General features: G+C 65.0%; 15 protein-coding genes. 5 read left to right on the plus strand and 10 right to left on the minus strand.

The genetic code is table 11. The annotated features are described in order from the left end of the window. Positions 1-92: 92 nt before the first annotated feature. The 6 genes from AC1DYC_RS30345 to AC1DYC_RS30370 form a co-directional block, all read right to left on the minus strand. The gene (locus tag AC1DYC_RS30345; protein WP_477411394.1) at positions 93-968 is read right to left on the minus strand and encodes an SMP-30/gluconolactonase/LRE family protein; all 876 of its coding nucleotides are present in this window, start codon (positions 966-968) and stop codon (positions 93-95) included. Then, a complete protein-coding gene (locus tag AC1DYC_RS30350; protein WP_477411353.1) occupies positions 968-1,609 on the minus strand; it encodes a 2-dehydro-3-deoxy-6-phosphogalactonate aldolase in 642 nt (213 codons plus the stop codon). Before AC1DYC_RS30350 ends, AC1DYC_RS30345 begins: the two co-directional genes overlap by 1 nt. Beyond that, positions 1,606-2,574 carry a 2-dehydro-3-deoxygalactonokinase gene (locus AC1DYC_RS30355; RefSeq protein WP_477411354.1) on the minus strand — a complete coding sequence of 323 codons (969 nt, stop codon included), beginning with the start codon at positions 2,572-2,574 and terminating at the stop codon, positions 1,606-1,608. The genes AC1DYC_RS30350 and AC1DYC_RS30355 overlap by 4 nt, the downstream gene beginning before the upstream one ends. Then, on the minus strand, positions 2,571-3,338 hold the full coding sequence (locus AC1DYC_RS30360; RefSeq protein WP_477411355.1) for an SDR family NAD(P)-dependent oxidoreductase: 768 nt from the start codon (positions 3,336-3,338) through the stop codon (positions 2,571-2,573). The genes AC1DYC_RS30355 and AC1DYC_RS30360 overlap by 4 nt, the downstream gene beginning before the upstream one ends. A 168-nt stretch (positions 3,339-3,506) precedes the next feature. After that, the gene (locus AC1DYC_RS30365) at positions 3,507-4,856 is read right to left on the minus strand and encodes a putative bifunctional diguanylate cyclase/phosphodiesterase (RefSeq protein ID WP_477411356.1); all 1,350 of its coding nucleotides are present in this window, start codon (positions 4,854-4,856) and stop codon (positions 3,507-3,509) included. Between the two features lie 100 nt (positions 4,857-4,956). Next, entirely contained in the window at positions 4,957-6,750 is a 1,794-nt protein-coding gene (locus tag AC1DYC_RS30370) for a GtrA family protein (RefSeq protein ID WP_477411357.1), read from the minus strand. 124 nt (positions 6,751-6,874) lie between these two features. Between AC1DYC_RS30370 and AC1DYC_RS30375 the strand changes: the two genes are divergently transcribed. The 3 genes from AC1DYC_RS30375 (at position 6,875) to gshB (ending at position 9,436) form a co-directional block, all read left to right on the plus strand. Continuing rightward, a complete protein-coding gene (locus tag AC1DYC_RS30375; RefSeq protein ID WP_477411358.1) occupies positions 6,875-7,879 on the plus strand; it encodes a glycosyltransferase in 1,005 nt (334 codons plus the stop codon). A 4-nt stretch (positions 7,880-7,883) separates the two neighbouring features. Then, complete coding sequence (locus tag AC1DYC_RS30380) at positions 7,884-8,258, plus strand: GtrA family protein (RefSeq protein ID WP_477411359.1); 375 nt, start codon at positions 7,884-7,886, stop codon at positions 8,256-8,258. A 236-nt stretch (positions 8,259-8,494) separates the two neighbouring features. Next, positions 8,495-9,436 carry a glutathione synthase gene (gshB, locus tag AC1DYC_RS30385; RefSeq protein WP_477411360.1) on the plus strand — a complete coding sequence of 314 codons (942 nt, stop codon included), beginning with the start codon at positions 8,495-8,497 and terminating at the stop codon, positions 9,434-9,436. Positions 9,437-9,440: 4 nt separating this feature from the next. On the opposite strand, the gene AC1DYC_RS30390 is transcribed toward gshB, so the two are convergent. Continuing rightward, positions 9,441-10,781 (minus strand): aspartate aminotransferase family protein, encoded by a 1,341-nt coding sequence (locus AC1DYC_RS30390; RefSeq protein ID WP_477411361.1) that lies wholly within the window; start codon positions 10,779-10,781, stop codon positions 9,441-9,443. A gap of 1 nt (position 10,782) precedes the next feature. Further along, a complete protein-coding gene (locus tag AC1DYC_RS30395) occupies positions 10,783-11,835 on the minus strand; it encodes a phosphotransferase (protein ID WP_477411362.1) in 1,053 nt (350 codons plus the stop codon). A gap of 318 nt (positions 11,836-12,153) precedes the next feature. On the opposite strand from AC1DYC_RS30395, the gene AC1DYC_RS30400 reads away from it, so the two are divergent. Both AC1DYC_RS30400 and AC1DYC_RS30405 read left to right on the plus strand, forming a co-directional pair. Then, a complete protein-coding gene (locus tag AC1DYC_RS30400; protein ID WP_477411395.1) occupies positions 12,154-13,686 on the plus strand; it encodes a YifB family Mg chelatase-like AAA ATPase in 1,533 nt (510 codons plus the stop codon). 91 nt (positions 13,687-13,777) lie between these two features. Then, the gene (locus AC1DYC_RS30405; protein ID WP_477411363.1) at positions 13,778-14,293 is read left to right on the plus strand and encodes a GNAT family N-acetyltransferase; all 516 of its coding nucleotides are present in this window, start codon (positions 13,778-13,780) and stop codon (positions 14,291-14,293) included. 71 nt (positions 14,294-14,364) lie between these two features. On the opposite strand, the gene AC1DYC_RS30410 is transcribed toward AC1DYC_RS30405, so the two are convergent. Next, positions 14,365-16,536 carry a malate synthase G gene (locus AC1DYC_RS30410; protein ID WP_477411364.1) on the minus strand — a complete coding sequence of 724 codons (2,172 nt, stop codon included), beginning with the start codon at positions 16,534-16,536 and terminating at the stop codon, positions 14,365-14,367. A gap of 244 nt (positions 16,537-16,780) precedes the next feature. Then, positions 16,781-18,802, minus strand: coding sequence for a hydantoinase/oxoprolinase N-terminal domain-containing protein (locus AC1DYC_RS30415; protein ID WP_477411365.1), 2,022 nt, complete (start codon positions 18,800-18,802; stop codon positions 16,781-16,783). Positions 18,803-18,816 lie beyond the last annotated feature (14 nt).

Below are 18,816 nucleotides of genomic sequence, written 5' to 3' on the forward strand. Positions count from 1 at the left end.
TAGAAGCGGTTACCATCGCATGGTTGGCGCGATCGGCTTGCGTGAAACCGACCGAGCCGGGCGGTTGCGTGACAGCCTGGGGCAGACGATCGTCAGGCGATCAGCACACGCGGCTCGAAGCGGCCGTTGACGGGGATGTCGAGCAGGAAGGTCATCCCGGCCTGCCGGTCGAGCTTGCGTTGCTTGTCGTCCTTGCCCTTCCAAGCCGAGGTCACCGCCAACCGGTCGGCCTTGAAACCGACAAAGGCCGGGCAGGAGGACTGCGTCGCCGGCATCGGGATTTCGCGCAGCAGCGTGCCGTCGGGCGCATAAGCCTTGACCGCCTTGCCGCCCCAGACGGCGTTCCACAACACGCCGTCGCGGTCGACGACCGAGCCGTCGACATAGCCCTTCGAGGAGCGGTGGTCGACGAACACTTTCGATTCGCCAACCGGCAGGCCGGTCGCGGGGTCGCAGGCGACGCGCATCAAAAGGCCGGTCGCGGTGTCGGTGTAGTAGGCGATCGTCCCATCCTGCGAGAAACAAATCGAGTTCGACACGGTGATGCCGGTGTAAAGCGTGCGCAACTCGCCTTTGAAGAACCAGTAGATCGAGCCGGCGCCCTTGCCCTCATCCTTGGCCATGGTGCCGACCCAGAAGGCGCCGCAAGGATGGACGCGCGAATCGTTGGAGCGCGTCAGCGCATTGTTGGCCTCGATCGGCGTGTGCAACGTCAGCTTGCCGGTCGCGACATCGCGGACCTGCAGGCCGGTCTCGGTGGCGATCAGCTGGCGCTTGTCGTCGATGATGGCGATGGCGCTGGCCATCTGGCCGAGCTTATGGACCTTTAATGCGCCTGACGTGACGCCCTGCTCCAGCAACAGCCCGTTGACGATGTCGAACCAGAACAGCGCATCTGTGGCGGGATCATAGCTCGGACCCTCGCCCAACTCACAGACATGATCCGAAAAAACCGAAACGTTTTCCATCATGCCGCTCCGCCGAATGCCGCATCCCAAGCCGTCACCGCGGCTTTGGCGCGCGTCGCCACCTCGTCGACGCTCATGCCTGGCTTGAAGAGGCTGGAGCCAAGACCGAAAGCGCTCACCCCAGCAGCTTTGTAGCCGGCAAAGTCTTTCTCCGAAACGCCGCCGACGGCGCCCACCACGGTGTCGGCCGGCAACACGGCGCGCATCGCCGAAATGCCGCCGGGACCGAGCACGCTTGCCGGGAAGAATTTCAGCGCCGAAGCGCCAAGCCGGATCGCCAGGAACGCTTCCGTGGGCGTGAACACGCCGGGCATCGTCACCATGCCATGATGCATGGCGCGGGCCATGACATCGGCGTCGATGTTGGGGCTGACCAGCAGCCAGCCGCCGGCCTTGGCCAAGGCATCGACATCGGTCGGCGTCAGCACCGTGCCGGCTCCGACCAGCGCCGTCTTGGGCAATGCCGCGACAATGCTGGCGATCGAGACGAACGGCTCGGGCGAATTGAGCGGCACTTCGATGGCTTCGATGCCGGCATCAAACAATGCCTGGCCGATGGCAACAGCCTCGGAAGGCTTCAGCCCGCGCAGGATGGCGACGAGGCCGCGCTTGAGCTTCGGAAAAGGTGCGGTCTGGGTCACGCGGTCACTCCATTTCTGGCAATCATGCCATTTTCCCGCGCGGCCTCGATCAGGCCGGCACGCACCGCCTCATCGGCGTCGACCGTCCTGACGGCAAGTCCGGCGAGGTCGAGCGCCTGCCGGTAAAGCGCCGCAAGCGCGCCAGAGGCGACCAGCACGATTGCGGTGGCGCTTTCGCCGTAACGGCGGCCCGCTGAAGCGATCTCGCCGCCGATCAGCAGGCCGGACAGGCAGGCGGCGGCATCGTCGGCCTTGAGGTCCTGCAACAGACCTGCGGCGCGGATCGAAAACAGCCGCGAAGTGACGTCGCCACCTTCGGCCAGCGCCTTCCGGCACCAGTCCTGGAAGAATGGATTGTCTGGCGTGACCGGATTCGGGTTGTCGCCCAGCGAATGGCGCAGGATCGAATGCTGGGCGAGCACCGAGAACAGCTCGCCGGTCGGCCAGGTGCAGAAGCCATCGACCGCGCCATCCTCGACCAGAACCCATTTCGAATGGGTGCCGGGCATGCAGACAAGATGGCGACCGTCAGCCGGCAAACCGGCACCGGCCAGCTGGGTTTCCTCACCACGCATCACATCAGGCGCATCGGCCAGCCGCTGCGCCAGGCCAGGCACGATGCGGATGTCACGGCTGAGGCCAGGAATGCGGGCGGCGCCCGCGAGGATCGCGCCGATCGGCGCCGGCACGGTGACATAGGGCGCCTCCAGCCACCCTTGGCGGGAGCCTGCCATGCCGCAAATGATGACCGGCAACGAAGCCGGCGCGCCGAGCGCCGCCAGATGGCCCTCAAGGATGGTGGCAAACCCCTTTTGCTGGGCGGTGATCAGCCCGTCATCGCCGCGGCGTTCGGCCAGCACCCCACCCGCCTCGTCGATCAGCCAGACCCGCATGCGGGTCGTGCCCCAGTCGACGGCGGCGACGGCCGGCGCTTTGCTTGTTGAATTTTGACTTGCTGGGCTCACAGGAACCCCCCGTCGACGATCAGCATTTGCGCCGTCAGCATACGCGAGGCGTCCGAAGCCAGGAACAGCACGGTGCCGACCATGTCGTCTGGCTGCATGACCTCTTTGATACACTGCTTGGCGACATGGGCGGCAAGCCTGTCCTCGGTGACCCAGAGTTCCCGCTGACGATCGGTGATCACCCAGCCCGGCGCAACAGCGTTGACGCGGATGCCGTCGACACCGAGCTTGCCGGCAAGACCCTTGGTCAGACCGAGAATGCCGGCCTTGGCGGCGGTGTAGGCCGGCATGTCGGGGTGGTTGATGAGATAGGAGGTCGAGGTAAAATTGATGATTGAGCCGCCGCCGGCCCGCTTCATGCCCGGCGCCACTGCTTGTGCGGTGAAGAAGTGCGGGCGCAGATTGATGGCAAGGTTGTTGTCCCAGAACTCGACGGTGACGTCGGCGACATCATGGCGTTCGTCCCAGGCGGCATTGTTGATCAGCACGGTAACGTCGCCATGCGCCTCAGCCGCTTTGGTGGCCGAAGCGCGCAGCGCCTCGACGTCGCGCAGATCGGTCTTGAGGTAGAGCGGCCGCCGGCCGAGTTCCTTTTCGACGCGATCGGCGAGCAGCGTGCTTGGACCATCGGCGATGTCGATGAAGGCGACATGGGCGCCCTGGCGAACAAAACCCTCGGTCAATGCCGCGCCAATGCCGGAACCGCCGCCGGTGATCAGCACCGAGGCGCCCCTGAGGTCGGCAAAGTCCGCCGATGGCATCATGTTTTTCACTCCCGGTCCCGATCGGCGCGCATCCTAGCCAGCCAAGTCCGGGGAGCAAGGGCGAAAACGGTGATTTCTTCGCCTTATGTCAGACAAAAGGACGCAAGACATCGGACCAGGCCTGCCCAGGCAGGAACCTCTACCCACTCGATGCGGCGGGGCGCCCGGTCAGATCGCCTTGGCGTAAAGCGCCCCGCGATAGGAATCGCGGAGGTAGCCGAGCGTGGCGTCGGCATCGACCGGCTTGCCAAACAGATAGCCCTGCCCGCCGGCGCAGCCGAACTGAACAAGACGGTCGGCCTGCGCTTCCTCCTCGATGCCTTCGGCGACGACGTCCATGCCGAGCCCTTCGCACATGGCGAGAATGGCACGGATGATGTGCTCCGACGGACGGTCGTCGAGGATGGAGGAGACGAAGGCGCGGTCGATCTTGAGCTTGTCGAAGTGAAATTCGCGCAAACGGCCGAGCGAGGACTGGCCGGTGCCGAAATCGTCGAGCGAGACGCGGATGCCGACGCGGCGCAGATCCTCGACGATCTTCTCGGCCGAGGCCGGATCGTTCATCAGGCCGGTTTCGGTGATCTCGATCTCCAGCCGGCGCGGATCGAAGCCGGTGCGATCGAGGATAGACAGTATGTGCAGGCCGGTGTTCTGGTCGACGAGCTGCGAGGGCGACAGGTTGAAGGACAGGAACAGGTCCTTCGGCCAGCTGCGCGCCGCTTCGGCCGCCTTGCGCAGCACCAGCTGCGACAGCGGGCCGATGATGCCGCGCTCCTCGGCGATGGGAATGAACACGGTCGGCGGGACGACGCCGAGGTCGCGATCGGTCCAGCGCGCCAGCGTCTCGAAGCCGATGGTGCGGCGGGTGTTGAGATCGACGATGGGCTGGAAATGCGGTTCCACCTCGCCGGCCGAGACGGCGCGGCGCAGCGCCTGTTCGATACGGGTGACGCGCTTGGCCGCCTCTTCCATCTCTCTGGTATAGACGACGACGCGGCCACGGCCCGACCGCTTGGCGTGGTAGAGCGCCGTTTCAGCCTTGTGGACGAGGATTTCGGTGGTTTCGTCGCCGGAATAGAACAGCGAGCAGCCGACCGAGGCCGAGAGCCTGGCGGTGCGTTCGCCGACATCATAGGGCGCCGACAGGATTTCGATCATCATGCGCGACTTCTCGGCCGCGGCTTCCTCCGAGAACACCATCGGATAGAGAAAGGCGAATTCGTCGGCGCCGATGCGGCAGACGGTGGAATGGCTGTCCATCGAGGCGCGCAGCCGCATCGCCACCTGGATCAGTATGTCGTCGCCGGCCTTGTGGCCGAACAGATCGTTGATCGGCTTGAAACCGTCGAGGTCGAGAATGCCGACGGTGAAGGGCGCGGGATCGTCGGCGCGGTCGCTGATCAGGCGATCGACCTTGTCGAAGAACCGGCGATGGTTGCCAAGCCCGGTCAGCGTGTCGGTGAACGCCAGATCCGTGTTTTCCCTGCTTGCCTGCCCGGTGCCAAACGTCGTTTGCATCGGTATCCCTGTTTTTGACGTCCGAAATTTACGCTGAGACTGGCAGCAAAGCGTTTAGGAACCGTATCGCGAAATCGATTTTTCGCTGGCGAATGATGCTTTAACGGACGCGGTAGAGTTCGACCGGGTTTCCGCGCGTTTCGGCCACCGGTTCGAGCCAATCGGGGACGCTTCCCTGCATCAGCCCGGCCAGGAAGCCTTCCGGCGCCTTGGCGGCGAGCACTTTGGTTTCGGCGCTGCCGCGGCAGAGCGCCACCAGGCCGACATGGTGCTGCGCCACGATCGCCTTGGCCTGCTCAGCCGACCCGAGTAAGGCATCGAGCGCAAGCAGGTCGCCAGCGATGTTGCGATGGTAGGGGCCGGCAAAGACACGGTGGCCGGAATAGGCCAGGATGGGCGAGCCGAGATTGGAAATCGCAAGCACCGTGGTGTCCGGCAGCCCGGCCAGTGCCGTGAAGGAGGCCTTGCGCGTGCAGGCCGGATCGGCGCCCTTGGCCGCTGCGGAGACCTTGTCGGCCTCGAATGCGCTCGAGGTGGCGGCGGCAGCGCCGGCCCAGACAGCATTCACAGACACCAGCCAGACTGCCGCCATGCGCAGCGACACGCTGCGCGAAGGGCTGATGCTGGCCCGTTCGCGCCAGTTTGCGATCCAGGCCGACAGCGGGATGACGGCCAGGGCGATCGAGAATGTCGAGCCACGGACCTGCCAGACGCTGACGAGGAAGGCGGCGACCAGCAAGGCGCCAACGAGGCTGTCCTGGCGGCGCCAGGGTCCGCGCAGGCGAAGCGCCATCAGCAGGATCGCCACCAGCGGCGTAACATAGCGCGCCGCCAGCGAGGCCGGTTCGTTGACGGCGATATGGAACAGCGACTGTGCCTCATCGATGTGGTCGAGCCACAATTCCTTGAGGCGCGGATCGAGGTTTGCGTAGGGCGCCGCAAGGCATTGCGGGAACAGCGCCACGACGACGGCGCCCAGCACAAGCGCGAGCAGGCCGAGCGAGATCAGGCGGCGGCTGGCCGTGCCATTGGACACCTTGAGCGACGTCACGACGGCAAGGCCCAGTCCGGCGACTGCCGCCACCACGAATTGCACGGCCGAGAAGGCATCGCACTGCGCCTGGCCCCAGGCCGATGGCGGGATAGTGGTGACGAAGACGAGTGCCGAGACCCCGGCGAAACCGAGACCGAAGTCCCTTGCGATCCGATGCTCGCCACCGGGATCGACGACAAACAGCAAGGCGACGCAGGCGCCGATGGTGGCGACATAGGGCGCGGTTTCCATGCCGACGGCCAGCGTCAGTGCAGCGCACAGGCCCGAAATCAGCGCCGCCCAGCGGTGCGTGGGCGCCTCGAGCAGCAGGCTGAGGCTGGCCATGGTCAGCGTCAGCTGGACATTGTGATGATCGAGCGCACCTGGCAAGAAGATGCCGATGAAATGCAGCGCCGCCGCGCCGATGACGATGGCGGGCAGTACGGCGCCGGCGCCGGCAAAGCTGCGCGCCGCGCGGGCGAGGCAGAACACCGCCAGGCAAAACAGCAGCGCCGGCCACAGCACCTGTGCGATCGCCTCGGCCATGGCCATGCTGCCGGTCAGCGCCGAGGCGGCGAGGATGATGGCGGCGAGCGGCGCATCGACCAGCCGCGACCAGTGCATGACGAAGCCGCCTTCCGGCCCCATCCGGTACTGATGCAGGTCGAACCAGCCCTGGCCGGCCAGCATGTCGCGAACCTCGACCAGCCGCAGCAAGCTGTCATTGTCGCCGCCGGCATTGCTCAATTCGCGAAAGCCGGTGGTGGCATTGACGGCCAGCGCCACCAGCATGGCAAGCAACGCCAGCGTCATATCGGACTTCCAGGAGGAAGCACCCGCCTTGGCTGCGTTCATCGTCATGGCCTTTGTCGGAAAGAAGCTCGGCTTAAACCTAGCCTTAACAGCTTCAATAAATAGTAAAGTCGCCTGAGCGAGGCCGCATTTGAGCGCGGCCGGAGGCTCCGCCGGGCATCGGGAGACGGAAATGCCGCACGAAGTCCGCCACGAGCCGGCCATTGCCGTGCTCCTGCCCTGCTACAATGAGGAACTGACCATCGCCGAGGTGGTGCGGGGGTTTCGCGAGACGCTGCCGTCGGCCACGATCTATGTCTATGACAACAATTCGCGCGACCTGACGGCACTGAAGGCCCGCGCGGCCGGCGCCATCGTCATCCGCGAGCCGCGCCAGGGCAAGGGCAATGTCGTGCGGCGTATGTTCGCCGACATCGATGCCGATATCTATCTGATGGCCGACGGCGACGGCACCTATGCGCCGGAAGACGCGCCGCAGCTGATCAACATCCTGCAGACCGAGCGCTGCGACATGGTGGTGGGCACCAGGCGCGGCGTCACCGACGATGCCGGCCGCTCCGGCCATGCCTTCGGCAACCGCATCTTCAACAGCCTCTACAAGCGCCTGTTCGGCACCGACTTCACCGACATCTTCTCCGGCTACCGCGTCTTCTCGAGGCGCTTCGTCAAGAGCTTTCCCGCCGTTTCCGGCGGCTTCGAGATCGAGACCGAAATGTCTGTGCATGCCTCGCAGCTCAAGCTGCCGGTGAGCGAGATCGCGCTCGACTATGGCCGCCGGCCGGAGGGATCGTCGTCGAAACTGTCGACCTATCGCGACGGCGCCAGGATCCTGTGGATGTTCGCCATGCTGATGAAGGAGACGCAGCCGCTGCGCTTCTTCGGCGCCTTTGCGATTTTCTTCCTGGCATCGAGCCTGACCCTGATGACGCCGGTGCTGATCGAATTCGCCCAGACCGGCCTCGTGCCGCGCATGCCGACCTGGGTGCTGTCGGTCGGCCTGCTGCTGTTGTCGATGCTTGCGATGGTGACCGGACTGATCCTCGATTCGGTCTCGCGCGGACGCGCCGAGCAGAAACGCATCTTCTATCTCTCGGTGCCGTCGGGCCGGGTCGAACGGCGCGAGCGTACCGGTGAAACCGCGAAGGCCGAACCGGGCAAGACGCCCCGGGCAGCCTGAGGCCGTGAGCCGGATCGCCCGCTTTGTCTTGGCCGGCGGCGTCGGCTTCGTCGCCGATGCCGCCGCACTCTGGCTTGTTTTGGCGGTGACGCCGCTCGGGCCCCTCGTCGCGCGCGTGCTGTCGATCGGCTTTGCGCTCTGCGTCACCTGGCAGATCAACCGGCACCTGACCTTTTCGCCGTCGGGCCGCGGCATGGCGAAGGAGGGCGCGCGCTATGGCGGCGTCGGCATCGCCACCAGCATCGTCAACTATCTCATCTATTGCGCCATCCTGTTCGCGCTGCCGGCAATGCCGCCGCTGGCGGCACTTGCGATTGCCTCGCTGGTGGCCATGGCGCTGTCCTTCCTCGGTTACTCGCGGCTGGTCTTCGACCGCTGAGACTGTTTCGAAATTCGCTCTGGCGGCCATCTGAAGGCTTCCGGTGCTCACGGACCCAAACGTCCGCTGCGCTCCGGTTCTCGAAAACACCCCCATCTGACTCGCCAGAGCGAATTTCGAAACAGTCTCCCCAGCGCTTGCACCAAGCGACGCGCCGCAGAGCTGAAGGCTCTGGCCGATTGGCAGAAGCCCCCGAGTTCCGTATATCGGCGGCATAGCCCGCTGGAGACCATAAGATGCCCCTGAAGATCGCCGTCCAGATGGACCATGTCTCCACCGTCTCGATCGCCGGCGACACGTCGTTTGCGCTGTCGCTGGAGGCGCAGCGGCGCGGCCACCAGCTGTTCCACTACACGCCCGACCGGCTGTCGATGCTGGGCGGCAAGGTGTTTGCCCGCATCGAGGAGATGAAGCTTCGCGACGAGAAGGGCAATCATTTTTCGCTGGGCGACAAGGTGCGCACCGATCTGTCGGAGATGGACGTGATCCTGCTGCGCCAGGATCCGCCCTTCGACATGAACTACATCACCACTACGCACATTCTCGAGCGCATCCACCCGAAGACACTGGTGGTCAACGACCCGGCCTGGGTGCGCAACAGCCCGGAAAAGATCTTCGTCACCGAATTTCCGGACCTGATGCCGGAAACGCTGATCACCAAGGACCCCCAGGAAGTCGCGGCCTTCAGAAAAGAGTTCGGCGACATCATCGTCAAGCCGCTCTACGGCAATGGCGGCGCCGGCATCTTCCATCTCAAGGAAGACGACCGCAACCTCGCCTCGCTGCTCGAGATGTTTGCCCAGCTGTCGCGCGAGCCCTATATCGTGCAGCGCTATCTCAAGGATGTACGCAAGGGCGACAAGCGCATCATCCTGATCGACGGCGAGGCAGTCGGCGCCATCAACCGTGTCCCGGCCGACCACGATTCACGCTCCAACATGCATGTCGGCGGCCGCGCCGAAAAGACCGAGCTGACGGAGCGCGAACGCGAGATCTGCGCCCGCATAGGGCCATCGCTGAAGGAACGCGGCTTCATCCTCGTCGGCATCGACGTCATCGGCGACTACATGACCGAGATCAACGTGACCTCGCCGACCGGCGTGCGCGAAGTGCAACGTTTCGGCGGCGCCGACATCGCCAGCCTGTTCTGGGATGCGGTGGAAGCAAAGCGGAAATAGTTTCTCAAAGCGGTCCGGCGGTCTCGGATCGGCTGAGAATGGCCTCGAATGCCGCCACAAAAATATCGACATGCTCCGGCTGGAATATCAGCGGCGGGCGGATCTTCAACACATTGTGGCCGGCGCCGCATGAGCTGATCAAGACGCCGCGCTTGCGCATGCCGTTTACCAGTCGCGTCGTCTCCGTTTTGTCGGGCGCGCGATCGGCAGCGACGATTTCGACGCCGATCATCAGGCCGGCGCCGCGCACGTCGCCGATTTGAGGATAGCGGGCGCTGAGTGCCGCCAGCCGCAACCGAAGCGCATCACCCATCTGGCGGGCATTATCCATCAGCCTTTCGGATTGGATCGTCTCCAGAACCGCCATGGCGGCCGCGCAGGCGACGGCGTTGCCGCCGAAAGTGTTGAAGTAACGTGCGTTAAGGCCGAACTCGCGAATGATTTGGGATTGCGCGGCAATGCCGGCGACCGGGAAGCCATTGCCCATCGGCTTGCCCATGGTGACCAGATCGGGGAGCACATTGTGGCGCTCGAAGCCCCACATGTGCGTGCCGGTCCGGCCAAAGCCCGACTGGACCTCATCGGCGATGTAGAGACCGCCGGCCGCGCGTATCTTTTGCGCCGCCGCGGCGAGGAAATTGCGCGGCTCGGCGAATATGCCGTCGCTGGTGAATATGGAATCGACGATGAGCGCCGCCGGCTTGATGCCGCGCGCGGCCATCGCATCCAGCGCCACATCGACGCCGTTCAGGAAGATAGCGGCGGCTTCCGCGCCAAGGCGATAATTGTCGGGCGCCGGAACCTTGAAGACATGCGCGCCGAGCGGCACGTTCGGACCCAGCGACGGCGAGAACTGCGACACTGCGTCGGTTATCCCGTGATAGGCCGTCTCGGTGACGATCACCCCGGTGCCGCCGGTCTGGTATTTCGCGACCCTGTAGGCCAGGTCGTTGGCTTCGCTGCCGGAGCAGGTGAACATGACATTGTCGATGGCCGGCGGAAACGTCGCCAAGAGCCGCTCGGAATAGTCGAGGATCTCATCCTGGAGGTAGCGCGTGTGGGTGGCGAGAACCGAGGCTTGCCGGGCTATAGCCTGCGCCACGGCAGGATGCGAATGGCCGAGCGAAGATACGTTGTTATAGGCATCGAGATATTTCTCGCCTTCGGGCGAAAACAGCCAGACGCCCTCGCCGCGCGAAACATGGATCGGCTCCTGGTACATCAGCCGGTAGGCGGTGCCGAGGACGCGTTCACGCCTTTCGACCAGCGCGTGCATGGTCTGCGGGAGCGGCGAGTTTCCGGGAATGAAGGCATTGGCCATGCTGGTATCGCGCGCGCTGCTCATTTCATGCCTTTCCACAGACGCCGTTGATCCAGGCGCGCTTCTCATCCCTCGACTGGCCGAGCAGCGCCGACAGCCCCGCCTGGGCGTTGGGCCTGTTGCGCAGGATATAGTCCTTGTTGTCGGGATGCGAACTCGCCCGCCACGACGCGACCAGCACGGTCGTGGCCATGCGCGAGGCGATGAGAAAGGGCACCAGCGCGATCTCGGCATCGGTGAGCTTCAGCCGCCGGTGATAGCTCGCAATGAACTCCTCCAGCGGAAGCAGCGAGCCTCTGGCGTCGGAGAAATGGTAACTGGCGGCGACCGCGACGTCATTGACGAGCGGCGCGTGGATGATGTCGCCGAAATCGATGAGGCCGGCCACCGCCTCATTGTTGGTCTGGTCCATCAGCACATTGTAGAAATTGAGGTCGTTGTAGATGATTTGCGCTCGCAGGCTGGGAATTTCCGGCGCAACGACATCGGCGAAGTCGCGGATGGCGCGCTCGGCCAAGCCGCGCAGGGCCTCATCCTCGACAGTGCCGAGCAGCGGCTCCAGCCTTGGCAGATCCATGCTGTTCCACGGCAGGCTGTGGCGCTGCGCGGGATGGGAGAAGTTCTGAAGCCCGATATCGAGCTCGGCGAGCAGTGTTCCCAGATTTTGCCGCACGCCACGCGTTCTGGGTAGCGCATGGAGCGGCACGCCCGAGAGGTAGCTCAGCAGCCGAACCACGCTGGTGCGGCCTTCCCGCAGCGCGATCGGTGGCTCGACGCTGCCGTCCAGCGCCGGCACGATGCGTGGAACGCGAAGGCGTGGCCGCGTTGCCTCGAGATGAAGCAGCGCGCTCGTCTGGAGATTGGTGACGGCGGGCTCTTCCGCGGGATTTGATATCTTCAAGACATATTTCGCACCGTCCGGCGTGGTCAGCAGGAAATTCATGTCGCGCTCGGCAGTCAGGACCTGGGCTTGCGCGCTGACGCCGAAGACATCAAGACCGATCTGCTCGGCCTCGTCGGCAAGCGTCGCTGGCGCTTTCGAGGAAAGCGGGCCCTCAAGGTCGGGGATGGAAATCATTCTTGGATCGAACCTGGACATTGCAAAGCGCCAAGACGCGCGGTGGCGAGAGGTATATCCGTTTCCGATTCCCTGGTCGCTATGCCTACAGGCGAATATCGTTTGGCAGCATCATCGCCGCTGTTTCCACGAGCGATGCCAAGCGCCGCGGCGGGTGAACACTGCGAGATCCCCGCGCGAAGCGATACCGCGTGCCGCCAACACATGTTCCTGTAATGTTCTTGCCTAAGCCTGAAATCTGTGGTTGTCTTGTGCCAGCATCGCTCGCGGCCTGAACATAAGGCCAGGGTGAGCCGTCATGAGGGGCTCAAGACAAACATGGTGGCGCGGGTTCGCACGGTTGCTTTCCAGGGCATCGAGGCCGTGCCGGTCGATGTCCAGGTGATGATCGCGCCAGGCAAGGTCGGCATGCAGATCGTCGGCCTGGCCGACAAGGCGGTGGCCGAAAGCCGCGAGCGGGTGCAGGCGGCGCTGCATGCGTCAGGCCTGTCGATGCCGTCCAAGAAGGTGACGGTCAACCTCGCTCCGGCCGATTTGCCCAAGGAAGGCAGTCATTACGACCTGCCGATCGCGCTCGGCCTGATGGCGGCGCTGGGCGCCATTCCGGGCGACATGCTCGCCTCCTATGTCGTGCTCGGCGAATTGTCGCTCGACGGCACCATTGCCGCGGTTGCCGGTGCGCTTCCGGCGGCGATCGGCGCCAACGCAGAGGGAAAGGGCCTGATCTGCCCATTCGGCTGCGGGCCGGAAGCGGCCTGGGCGGGCAAGGATTTCGACATATTGGCGCCGCGCAGCCTGATTGCGATTGCCAATCATTTTCGCGGCACGCAAGTCCTGTCACGGCCCGAGCCCGGCATCCATGTCTCGGCGCGCGACCTGCCCGACCTCTGCGACATCAAGGGCCAGGAGAGCGCCAAGCGAGCGCTGGAAGTGGCGGCAGCCGGCGGCCACAACCTGCTGATGGTCGGCCCGCCAGGCTCGGGAAAATCGATGCTGGCACAAAGGCTGCCGTCGATCCTGCCGCCGCTGGCGCCGAAGGAGCTTCTGGAAGTCTCGATGATCGCTTCGGTGGCGGGCGAGCTCGGCGAAGGCAAGCTGACCGACCGGCGGCCGTTCCGCGCGCCACATCATTCGGCCTCGATGGCGGCGATGGTCGGCGGCGGCTTGCGGGTGCGGCCGGGCGAGGTCTCGCTCGCCCATCACGGCGTGCTGTTCCTCGACGAGTTTCCGGAATTTTCGCCGCAGACTCTGGACGCGCTGCGCCAGCCGCTGGAGACCGGCGACTGCATGATCGCGCGCGCCAACCACCGCGTTACCTATCCGGCGCGCATCCAGCTGGTGGCGGCGATGAACCCGTGCCGCTGCGGCATGGCGGGCGAACCGGGCTATCGCTGCCTGCGCGGCGAGCGCTGCCGCACCGACTACCAGGCGCGCATCTCGGGCCCACTGCTCGACCGCATCGATCTCAGGATCGAAGTGCCGGCGGTCTCAGCCGCCGACCTGATCCGGCCGGACCGGGCGGAGAAAAGTGCCGCCGTCGCGCAGCGCGTGGCGCGCGCCCGCACCATCCAGCGGGAGCGCTTCGAACGCCTCGGCGTGACCAGCGCCACTACCAACGCGCATTGCTCGCCTTCTGTTATTGAGGACATCGCGATGCCGGATGCCGCCGGCCTGTCGCTGTTGAAGGACGCCAGCGAAAAGCTCGGCTTTTCCGCGCGCGCCTATCACCGCGTGCTGAAAGTGGCGCGCACACTGGCCGACCTCGACGCCAGCGAAACCGTCGGCCGCATCCACCTGGCCGAGGCGATTTCCTACCGCATGATGTCGGAGCGCGTGGCACAGGCGGCGTAGGCGCCGCCCCGCCTTAACCGAGCCGGGCGATGTGCATTTCGCGTCGGGGGGGCGTGCGTGCTATGATCGCGTAGATCCGCGGGGGCGAGGGATGATCTCAGTTTCACCGGCGCGTGGCGCCGAAGACTTCGAGACCTTGGCAGGGCTCTGTCGCAAGCTTGCGCAATGGGATGTCGACGCTTCGGCGCCCCACGGCGTTTCGGAGGAGGATATCAGGACCCTCTTCCAGCCGGAAACAAGCGGCCCGGAGCTGGCAGTGCAATTCGGCGTGCCTGATGCCATGGCGTTCATTGCGCGATCGGAGAGCCGGCCGGCAGGCTGCCTCGCCTTTGACCAGTTCGACGACAACACAGTGGAGCTTCACAGGTTCTTCGTCGACGCATCTTTCCGCGGACTAGGGATAGGTCGCGAACTGATGAGCGCTGCATTGGCGGAGATCGAGAAAGGGCCCGCCCGCACGGTGCTGATCCACACGACCTTCTATATGAGCAACGCCATTGCCGTGTACGAGGCGTTCGGCTTCAGGCCTTGCGCGCCTTTTCGCGAAACTCCGGCGCATGTCAGGCATACCGACATCTTCTTGTCGCGCTCGACCCAACGCGTGTGAGGCCACCGCAACCGGCGACCACATACGGATCCCACCCCACATGCGGAGCGGCCAGTAACAAGCAATTACCTTCAGGCCCGCTCTTTCGCCTTCAGCTCCAGCCGCCGCGCGTGCAGCACCGGCTCGGTATAGCCATTCGGCTGTTCGCGACCCTTGAACACCAGGTCGCAGGCGGCCTGGAAGGCGATGGAATTGTCGAAGTCGGCGGCCATTGGCCGGTAGAGCGGGTCGCCGACATTCTGCAGGTCGACAATGGCCGCCATGCGCCGCAGCGAGTCCATCACCTGGATCTGCGAGCAGACCTTGTGGTGCAGCCAGTTGGCGATGTGCTGCGAGGAGATGCGTAGCGTTGCGCGATCTTCCATCAGGCCGACATCGTTGATGTCTGGCACTTTCGAGCAGCCGACGCCCTGGTCGATCCAGCGTACGACATAGCCCAGAATGCCTTGCGCATTGTTGTCGAGCTCGCGCTGGATTTCGTCCGGCGTCCAGTTCGGGCGCACCGCCACCGGCACCGACAATATGTCGTCGAGCTTGGCCTTCGGCCGGCTCCTCAGTGCCGCCTGGACGGCATGGACATCGACCTTGTGGTAATGGGTGGCGTGCAGCGTTGCCGCCGTCGGCGACGGCACCCAGGCGGTGTTGGCGCCGGCCTTGGGATGGGCGATCTTCTGTTCCAGCATCGCCGCCATCAGGTCGGGCATCGCCCACATGCCCTTGCCGATCTGGGCGTAGCCGGCCAGCCCGCATTCGAGCCCGGTGTCGACATTCCACGCCTCATAGGCGGAAATCCAGGCGGCCTGCTTCATGTCGCCCTTGCGGATCATCGGGCCGGCCTCCATCGAGGTGTGGATCTCGTCGCCGGTGCGGTCGAGGAAGCCGGTGTTGATGAACACGACGCGCTCCTTCGCCGCGCGGATTGCCTCCTTGAGGTTGACGGTGGTGCGCCGCTCCTCGTCCATGATGCCCATCTTGATGGTGTTTCTGGCCATGCCGAGCAGCGCTTCGACGCGGTCGAAAATCTCGACGGCGAAAGCGACCTCTTCCGGCCCATGCATCTTCGGCTTGACCACATACATCGAGCCGGCGCGGGAATTCATCCGCCGCCCCTTAGGCCCGACATCGTGCAGGGCAATCAGCGCCGTCAGCGCCGCATCCATGATGCCTTCCGGAACCTCATGGCCGTCCCGGTCCAAAATTGCCGGATTGGTCATCAGGTGGCCGACATTGCGCACCAGCATCAGCGAGCGGCCGGGCAGGCTGAGCGCGCCGCCATTCGGCGCCGTCCAGGCGCGGTCCGGGTTGAGCTTGCGCACGAAGCTCTTGCCGCCCTTGCTGATCTCCTCCGCCAGGTCGCCCTTCATCAGGCCGAGCCAATTGCGGTAGACCACGACCTTGTCTTCAGCATCCACTGCAGCGACCGAATCCTCGCAGTCCTGGATGGTGGTCAGCGCCGATTCCAGGATGACATCGGCAATGCCGGCCGGATCTGTACGGCCGATCTGGTTGGCGCGGTCGATGAGAATTTCGATGTGCAGGCCGTTCTGGGTGAGCAGGATGGCTTCAGGGTTGGCGCCATCGCCGCGATAGCCGGCAAACTGTTTCGGATTGGCCAGCGTGGTGCCGCCGGCGCCGGCGCTAAGCCGCAAGATGCTGCCCTGGACTGTAAGCCCGTTGACGCCAGCCCATTTGCCGGAGGTGAGCGGCACGGAGTCGTCGAGAAAGCTCTTCGCCCAGGCAACCACTTTGGCGCCACGCACGGGGTTGAAGCTTTTGCCCTTTTCGGCGCCGCCGGTTTCGGGGATGGCATCGGTGCCGTAAAGCGCATCGTAGAGCGAACCCCAGCGCGCATTGGCGGCGTTGAGCGCATAGCGCGCATTCATCACCGGCACCACCAGCTGCGGCCCGGCGACGATGGCGATCTCGGGGTCGACATTATCGGTCGAGACAGAGAAGGCCGGGCCTTCCGGCACGAGATAGCCGATCTCCTTGAGGAAGCTCTTGTAAGCCTCCATGTCGATCGGCGCGCCATTGGCACGGTACCAGGCGTCGATCTTTTCCTGCATGGCGTCGCGTTTGGCCAGCAGCGCCCGGTTTTTCGGGGCGAGATCGTGGACAATAGCCGAAAAACCGTTCCAGAAAGCGTCGGCCGCAATGCCGGTGCCCGGCAGCGCTTCGTTGACTACGAAGTCGTGCAGTTCGCGGGCAATCCGCAATCCGGCGATCTCGACGCGATCGGTCATCAGGGCTTCTCCAGATGAAAGGCTTTGCGGCCTTTGGCATGTCAGGGGTGAAGGGTCAATTCAGCTTAGGGTGAAGGATGGCGCGACCTTCCTTCTCCCCTTGTGGGAGAAGGTGTCGCCGAAGGCGACGGATGAGGGGTGTTCCAGATACCACCAGCGCCTCATTCCTTCCAGCACCCCTCAACCGTCTCGGCGCTGCGCGCCGATCCACCTTGTCCCACAAGGGGAGAAGGAAAAGGGCGCTCTACACCGCAATCCTTGGCCGTCCCGACGCCACCGCCACCACATGCGCCTCGATGAACATGCGCTGGCTCTCAACCGTAGAAACCTTGAACTCCGTCGCGACCTCGATCTCGGCATTGTCAGTGCCGGCATCTCTCGCCCGCTCCGCAACAATCGCCCGCACATCCGCTTCCGCCGCCGCAATCGCCTTGGCCTCGTCGGTGAAGTCCCGCACGGTTTGCCCCGACGCCAGGCGAAACAAGCCTTCCTTGGGCTGGCTGATGCGGGCTTCGGCGGAGACGCGGACCTGGCCGACGACGGCGCCGAGCGCGTTGGCGACGTCGGTGTCTTCCGGCACCACGCAGTCATTGCCGACCAGCTCGGCCAGGCCGGCATAATGCAGCGGCGCCGAGGCGCCGAGGCCGATGACCGGGCGGTCGAGCGCGACGCTGAGGCGTGCGATGCCGGGATGGGCGTCGACGGCGCGCTGCACCAGCGCGTGCGCGACGGTGGCGGCGCCATCCAGCCCGTCTTCGGCGAAGGCGGTTTCCAAGATATATTCGGCCGACCAGCGGGTCAGCGTCAGCAGCACGCGTTCGGAAATCACTTCCGGCGAGGCGGCGATGTTCTGGCCGCGGCCGTCGCGCTTGCGGGCAAACAGCTCCGCGCCGAGCCGGGCAGTCGCCGCATCCCAATTGGCCTGCTTGCCCAGCACATGGGCGGCGTCCGAAGGCGTAAAGCCCGAGATATGCACCAGCCCGCGCGACACCAGCCGGTTCAACGTGGCGTTCTGGGCGTTCGACGCCAGCAGCCTGTCGATGGCGAGCGGCACGGCGCCGATCTGCTCGTAGAGCTTTGCTTCAGGCGCGGTGAGGCCGGCGGCGAGCCTGTCCGGCACGCCGGTGCGCAGCGCGAAGCGGCCATCCATGCGGCCCGGGTTTGGCGCGCGCAGCTGGCGTTCAAGCTCCGAGGTCACGGAAACACCATGCATCATACCGGCCAGCGCCAGCGGCACCAGGCGGCGCGGCCCAAGCAGGATTTTTGGGTTGAGCGCGCCGTCTTCCAGCGCCACTTCGGAATCGCCGCCAAGACCAAAGGTGCGCATCGCCACCGCCTCGACCATGGTGCGGAAGCCGCCGACGGTGGCGCCTTCGGGATCGAGCCTGGGACGGCCGCCATCGAGCACGGCAACGTCGGTGGTCGTGCCGCCAATGTCGGAGACCATCGCGTTGTCCAGGCCCGTCATGTGGCGCGCGCCGACCAGGCTGGCGGCCGGGCCGGACAGAATGGTCTCGATCGGCCGCTGGCGGGCAAAGGCCGCCGAGACCAGCGCGCCGTCGCCGCGCACCACCATCAGAGGCGCCGCGATGTTGCGGGCTTCCAGAAACCCTTCGGTCGCCGCCACCAGCCGGTCGATCATCGAGATCAGCCGGGCGTTGAGCAAAGTGGTGAGCGCGCGGCGCGGGCCGCCGAGTTTGGCTGACAATTCGTGGCTGGCGGTGACCGGCAGGCCGGTCTTTTCGCGGATCAGGTCGCGCGCGGCAAGCTCATGCGCCGGGTTGCGGGTGGCAAAATAGGCGCAGACGGCAAAGCCCGACACCGAGGCGCCGAGTTCGGGGAGTGCCGCTTCCAATCCCGACAGGTCGAGCTTGGCCGCATTGCCGTGGACATCGTGGCCGCCGGAGCAAAACACCACCGGGTCGGTGCCGAGTGCGGTCTTCAGCCCGTCGCGGGCAAGGTCGGCCTCGGTAAACCCGATCATGATCAGCGCCACACGGCCACCCTGGCCCTCGACCAGCGCATTGGTGGCAAGCGTCGTCGACATCGACACCAGTTTAATCGAAGCCGGATCGGTGGCGGATTTCTCCAGCACCGCATCGACCGCGCCGGAAATGCCGACGGCAAGATCGTGCCGCGTGGTCAGCGCCTTGGCCTTTGCGAGCACCTTGCCTTTTGGCCCACCTTGTTCCGACCACAGCACGGCATCGGTATAGGTGCCGCCGGTGTCGATGCCGAGGAACAGGGGTTTTGGTTTGGCGGTCATTTCTGGCGGTCCGG

It is taken from the genome of Mesorhizobium sp. P2_E7 (assembly GCF_056403855.1).

Excerpts from the sequence above, each read along its gene's own strand:
- AC1DYC_RS30345 (WP_477411394.1), bottom strand. The coding sequence starts at position 968 with ATGGAAAACGTTTCGGTTTTTTCGGATCATGTCTGTGAGTTGGGCGAG.
- AC1DYC_RS30360 (WP_477411355.1), bottom strand. The coding sequence starts at position 3,338 with ATGATGCCATCGGCGGACTTTGCCGACCTCAGGGGCGCCTCGGTGCTG.
- AC1DYC_RS30365 (WP_477411356.1), bottom strand. The coding sequence starts at position 4,856 with ATGCAAACGACGTTTGGCACCGGGCAGGCAAGCAGGGAAAACACGGAT.
- AC1DYC_RS30370 (WP_477411357.1), bottom strand. The coding sequence starts at position 6,750 with ATGACGATGAACGCAGCCAAGGCGGGTGCTTCCTCCTGGAAGTCCGAT.
- AC1DYC_RS30375 (WP_477411358.1), top strand. The coding sequence starts at position 6,875 with ATGCCGCACGAAGTCCGCCACGAGCCGGCCATTGCCGTGCTCCTGCCC.
- gshB (WP_477411360.1), top strand. The coding sequence starts at position 8,495 with ATGCCCCTGAAGATCGCCGTCCAGATGGACCATGTCTCCACCGTCTCG.
- AC1DYC_RS30390 (WP_477411361.1), bottom strand. The coding sequence starts at position 10,781 with ATGAGCAGCGCGCGCGATACCAGCATGGCCAATGCCTTCATTCCCGGA.
- AC1DYC_RS30395 (WP_477411362.1), bottom strand. The coding sequence starts at position 11,835 with ATGATTTCCATCCCCGACCTTGAGGGCCCGCTTTCCTCGAAAGCGCCA.
- AC1DYC_RS30400 (WP_477411395.1), top strand. The coding sequence starts at position 12,154 with ATGGTGGCGCGGGTTCGCACGGTTGCTTTCCAGGGCATCGAGGCCGTG.
- AC1DYC_RS30405 (WP_477411363.1), top strand. The coding sequence starts at position 13,778 with ATGATCTCAGTTTCACCGGCGCGTGGCGCCGAAGACTTCGAGACCTTG.
- AC1DYC_RS30410 (WP_477411364.1), bottom strand. The coding sequence starts at position 16,536 with ATGACCGATCGCGTCGAGATCGCCGGATTGCGGATTGCCCGCGAACTG.
- AC1DYC_RS30415 (WP_477411365.1), bottom strand. The coding sequence starts at position 18,802 with ATGACCGCCAAACCAAAACCCCTGTTCCTCGGCATCGACACCGGCGGC.